Origin of the sequence: Paraconexibacter sp. (assembly GCF_041602235.1) — a bacterium.
Classification (GTDB): Bacteria; Actinomycetota; Thermoleophilia; order Solirubrobacterales; family Solirubrobacteraceae; genus Paraconexibacter.
In genome coordinates this window covers 1-5,447 of sequence record NZ_JBFIGP010000249.1, presented here as the reverse complement: position 1 = coordinate 5,447, position 5,447 = coordinate 1, and the positions used below count along the sequence as shown (strand labels likewise).

Genomic DNA, 5,447 nt, shown 5'->3' with positions numbered 1-5,447 from the left:
GTGCGACCCCGGACGGGTCCGGGCGCGGTGCAGCTTGTTGGCCACGGCCTTGAACAGCACCTCGTTGACCAGCGTCGACTTGCCCGAGCCGGAGACGCCGGTCACGCAGGTGAGCGTGCCCAGCGGCACCCGGACGTCGACGCCCTGCAGGTTGTGCTGCTTCGCGCCGCGGATCTCGATGTGTCCGGTGGGGGTGCGGCGCTGCTGGGGCACGTCGACCTCCCGCGTCCCCGCCAGGAACTGCCCTGTGAGGGACCGCTTCACCTTCGCCACCTGGGCCGCGTTGCCCTGCGCGATGATCGCCCCGCCGTGCTCGCCGGCCCCCAGGCCCATGTCGATGACGTGGTCGGCGGCCCGCATCGTCTGCTCGTCGTGCTCCACGACCAGCACCGTGTTGCCGAGATCGCGCAGCCGCTCCAGCGTGCCGATCAGCTTGGTGTTGTCTCGCTGGTGCAGGCCGATCGAGGGCTCGTCCAGCACGTAGAGGACGCCGACCAGCGCCGACCCGATCTGCGTCGCCAGACGGATGCGCTGCGCCTCGCCTCCGGACAGCGTGGCCGCGGCACGGTCCATCGACAGGTAGCCGATGCCGACGTTGTCCAGGAACCGCAGGCGCTCCTCGATCTCGCGGAAGATGAGCCGCGCGATGTGCCGCTCGGTCTCGGTGAGGTCGACCTCCTCGAGCCACGTCAGCGCGCGGCGCACCGACAGCGCGCAGAACTCGTGGATCGCGCACCCGCCGACCAGCACGGCACGTGACTCGGGTCGCAGCCGGGAGCCCTTGCAGGCCGGGCACGGGCGCACCGACATGAACTCCTCGATCTTCTCGCGGGAGAACTCCGAGTCGGTCTCGCGGTAGCGGCGCTCGAGGTTGGTCACGATGCCCTCGAACCGCGTGGCGTAGGAGCGCTTGCGTCCGTAGCGGTTCGTGTAGGTCACGCCGACGCGCTGCCCGTCGGTCCCGTAGAGGAAGACGTCCTGCGCCTCGGGCGGGAGGTCCGCCCACGGCGTGTCGAGGTCGACCCCGTACGCCTGTGACAGCGCGACCGCGATCTGCTCGTAGTAGTTCGAGTTGGATCCCGCCCAGGGTGCCAGCGCGCCCCCGTTGAGCGACAGCGACGGGTCCGGCACGACGAGGTCCGGATCGATCTCCATCTGGTGCCCGAGACCGGTGCAGCGCTCGCAGGCCCCGTGCGGCGAGTTGAAGGAGAAGATCCGCGGCTCGAGCTCCGCGATCGCCTGCCCGTGGTCGGGGCACGCGAACTTCTCGCTGTAGAGCGTGACGACCGGGTCGCCGTCGCGCGGCACGGTCTCGATCTCGACCATCCCGTCCGCGAGTGCGACCGCCGTCTCGATCGAGTCCGCGAGTCGCTTGCGGATGTCCCCGCGCATCACCAGGCGATCGATGACCACCGACACGTCGTGCTTGAACTTCTTGTCGAGGAGGATCTCCTCCTCGAGGAGCCGCAGCTCTCCGTCGACCTTGACGCGGGCGAAGCCGTCGGCCTTCAGCTCCTCGAAGACCTTCCCGAACTCGCCCTTGCGGCCGCGGACGATCGGCGCGAGGACCATGAACCGCGTGCCGTCCTCCTGCTCCATCACCTGATCGATGATCTGCTCGGCCGACTGCCCCTGGATCGGCTTGCCGCAGATGTGGCAGTGCGGGTGCCCGATGCGGGCCCACAGCAGCCGCAGGTAGTCGTAGATCTCGGTGACCGTTCCCACGGTGGACCGCGGGTTGCGCGACGTGGTCTTCTGATCGATCGAGATGGCCGGCGACAGGCCTTCGATCGAGTCGACGTCGGGCTTGTCCATCTGCCCGAGGAACTGCCGGGCGTAGGCGCTCAGGGACTCGACGTAGCGGCGCTGCCCCTCGGCGTAGATGGTGTCGAAGGCCAGCGACGACTTCCCCGATCCCGACAACCCGGTGATGACCACCAGGGAGTCGCGGGGAATCGTGACGTCGATGTTCTTCAGGTTGTGCTCACGGGCCCCCGTGACGACGATCTGGTTGCGCGGCGGCATGGACACATAAGCCTACCGAACCGAACACCTGTTCCCTCGGCGTGCGTGCGGGCGCGCACGGGCCCGCGCCGTCCGTGTGCGCGCCGGCACCGCCCTGTGTGGGCGGCACGGCGCCGCCCACGGGCCGGCCGGGATCAGCCGATGGTGGCGTAGACCTCGTCGAGCAGCGCGCCGCGGTCCGGGAGGTCGAAGTTGTCCCGCAGGTACGCATCGGTCTCCTCGCGCGGAGAGCCGTTGAGCGCCATGTTCAGGGCGATGAGCCGCGCCCCCTCCGTGTCGCTGCCCTCGGCCGGGGCGGCCGCGGCCGGCGGCGCGGGCGCGGGCACGGAGACCACGGTCGGCTCGGCGGGGGCCGGGGCCTCGGGATCGGGCACCGGCGCCTCCGCGGCCGACGTCTCGGCCACGATGTCGTCCGGCACCAGGCCCTCCGCGGCGACCTGCTCGGGGAGGGACATCGGCTCCGGCTCGGGCTCGTCGGCCACGGGCTCCGGCTCGACCGCCTGGGGCTCCGGAGCCGCGACCGGCACCGGCTCGGGGGCGGCGGTGGCGCCCGCCGCGCCGTACAGCTCGCCCATGTTCCCCTGCAGCAGCGTCAGGTCGGCGTTGAGGCGGTTCGCGCCCGTCCGCAGGCTCTCGATCAGCGCACCCAGCTCGCTCTCCATCGCGTCGACCCGCTGCAGCATCAGCTGCGTGGATTCCGCGACGTTCCCGACGTGCTCCTGGCTCTTGGCGACCGCGTCGCCACGCGTGCGGGCGGCGTCTCCCTCGGCCTCCCGGCGGATGCGGTCGGCCTCGTCCAGGGCCTGTCGCTCGATGTCGGCGGCGCTGCTCTCGGCCGCCTCGACGATCGTGCGGACCTGCTCCGAGGCCGCGAGCGCGAGGGACGCGGCCCCGCCGGAGGGCTCGCTGCTCTTCGCCCGCTTCAGCTGGTCGACCTCCGCAGCGAGCGCGGCGAGGTGTGCATCCACCGCTTCGGGCTCATAGCCCCGGCGACCGATGGGAAAGTCCTTCTTCTCGATCGACTGACGATCCAGCGCCATACGTTTCTTCACCTTCACAGTTTGTCGGGAGCGACGGGCGGCTAGCCTAGCGTGCCCGGAGGTCAGGGCAGCCGAAACGTGTCCCCCTCCCGGACCACGAGACCGTCCCGCTCGAGACCCGCCAGCGCCGGTGACAGCCTGTCGGCGCCGATGTCCGGCAGCCCCTCTCCCGCGCTCAGCGCGGCGATGACGCGGCCCCGCACCCAGCGATTGCTGTCCTCGAACCGCTCCGCTCCGGGGCGGTTCGCGCCCCGCGGCGGGACCTCCGGCGCCCCCCGCGCGTTGCAGAAGCCGCCGGCCGGACACCTCGGGCACTCCGTCCTGCGCGCCCGGCACACGGTCGCACCGAGCTCCATCATCGCCTGGTTCCACGTCGCCGCCCGGACGGGGTCCCGGGGCAGCAGCTCGGCGGGGGTGCCGAGGCCCCACCGCTCTGTCACCCGGGCGACGTTCACGTCGACGGCCGCGACCACCTCGCCGAAGGCGAACGAGGCCACCGCGGCGGCGGTGTACGGACCGACGCCGGGAAGGCGCCGCAGACCGGCGGCGGAGGTCGGCCAGCCCTCGCGAGCGACCACGACGCAGGCCTCGTGCAGCCGCAGCGCACGCCGGTTGTAGCCGAGACCGACCCAGGCCCGGAGCACGTCAGCCACCGGGGCGTCCGCCAGGGCCTGCGCGTCGGGCCAGCGCCGTAGCCATCCCTCGTACCGCGGGACGACGCGGACCACCTGCGTCTGCTGGAGCATCACCTCGCTCACGAGGATCGCGTAGGGGTCCCGGGTGCGCCGCCACGGCAGATCCCGGGCCTCCCTGCCGTACCAGTCCAGGATCGCCTCGTGCGCCGCTTCCACCCTCCGCAGGATGACGGACGGGCCGGCCGGGGCGCGGACCCGACGGCTCGGGGTCCGACGGCGCCGCGCTCGCCGTCGGCAGCGTGGCCGGTCAGGCCTCGGCCGGAGCGTTGGCGCGCGCGGTGTCGAGCTCGCGTCGCAGCCCGCGCAGCTCGTCGCGCAGCCGCGCCGCGTACTCGAAGCGCAGCTCCTCCGCGGCGGCGAGCATCTCCTCCTCGAGCTCGGTGATGGCCCTCTCCAGCTCGCTCGCCGAGAGCCCGTCGGCCTTGACCGCCTTGCGCTCGCTGCGCCGCTTGCCCTTCGGGGTCTTGCCCTCGGCCATCAGGAACTCGGCGATGTCGCTGACGCCCTTGACGATCGAGGCGGCCGTGATGCCGTGCTCCTCGTTGTAGGCGAGCTGGATGGCGCGACGGCGGTCGGTCTCGGAGATCGCGGCGTCCATCGCCGCGGTCCGCTTGTCGGCGTACATGATCACCGTGCCGTCGACGTTGCGCGCGGCGCGGCCGATCGTCTGGATGAGGGAGGTCTCACCGCGCAGGAAGCCCTCCTTGTCGGCGTCGAGGATCGCCACGAGCGAGACCTCGGGGATGTCGAGTCCCTCCCGCAGGAGGTTGACGCCGACGAGCACGTCGTACTCCCCGAGCCGTAGGTCGCGGATGATCTGGATCCGCTCCAGCGTGTCGACCTCGGAATGGAGGTACCGGACGCGGAAGCCCATCTCCAGGAGGTAGTCGGTGAGGTCCTCGCTCATCTTCTTGGTGAGCGTGGTGACGAGGACGCGCTCCTCCTTGTCGACCCGCGTCCGGACCTCGTTCATCAGGTCGTCGATCTGGTTCTTCGTCTCGCGCACGTCGATGTGGGGGTCCACCACGCCCGTCGGACGGACGATCTGCTCGACGACCCGGCCGCTGTTGCTGCGCTCGTACTTCCCGGGCGTGGCGGACACGAACACGATCTGGGGCGTGATCGACAGGAACTCCTCGAACGTCTGCGGCCGGTTGTCCATGGCCGACGGCAGGCGGAACCCGTAGTCGACGAGCGTCTGCTTGCGGGAGCGGTCGCCCTCGAACATCCCGCCGATCTGCGGGACGGTCTGGTGGCTCTCGTCGAGGAACACGACGAAGTCGTCGGGGAAGTAGTCGATGAGGCAGTACGGCCGCTCGCCGGGCCGGCGACCGTCGAGGATCCGTGAGTAGTTCTCGATGCCGTTGCAGAAGCCCATCTCCTTGAGCATCTCCATGTCGTACTGCGTCCGCTGACGCAGCCGGTGGCTCTCGAGCATCTTGCCCTCCGCCTCGAGCTGGCCGCACCGCTCGTTCAGCTCCCGCCCGATCTCGGCGACCGCCGCCTCGATCGACCCCTCGGCCACGTTGTAGTGCGTCGCCGGCCAGATCGAGACGTGCTCCAGATCGTCCTCGAGCAACTCGCCCGTCAGCGGGTCGAAGTGCTGCAGACGCTCCACCTCGTCCCCGAACAGCGTCGCGCGATAGGCGGATTCGGCGTACGCGGGGAAGATCTCCAGGGACTCCCC

4 protein-coding genes are annotated in these 5,447 nt (G+C 71.0%); all 4 read right to left on the bottom strand.

Annotated features, from left to right (window positions below; translation table 11 throughout):
* Positions 1–2,025, bottom strand: a 2,025-nt coding sequence (gene uvrA / locus ABYE80_RS16305; RefSeq protein WP_372791362.1) for an excinuclease ABC subunit UvrA, incomplete at its 3' end; no start/stop codon positions are given.
* Positions 2,026–2,159: 134 nt separating this feature from the next.
* Positions 2,160–3,077 (bottom strand): DivIVA domain-containing protein, encoded by a 918-nt coding sequence (locus tag ABYE80_RS16300; RefSeq protein WP_372791361.1) that lies wholly within the window; start codon positions 3,075–3,077, stop codon positions 2,160–2,162.
* Between the two features lie 50 nt (positions 3,078–3,127).
* Positions 3,128–3,916, bottom strand: a complete 789-nt coding sequence (locus ABYE80_RS16295; protein ID WP_372791360.1) for an A/G-specific adenine glycosylase — start codon at positions 3,914–3,916, stop codon at positions 3,128–3,130.
* A 91-nt stretch (positions 3,917–4,007) separates the two neighbouring features.
* Positions 4,008–5,447 (bottom strand): helicase-related protein (locus tag ABYE80_RS16290; protein ID WP_372791359.1); only part of this gene is annotated, 1,440 nt, incomplete at its 5' end.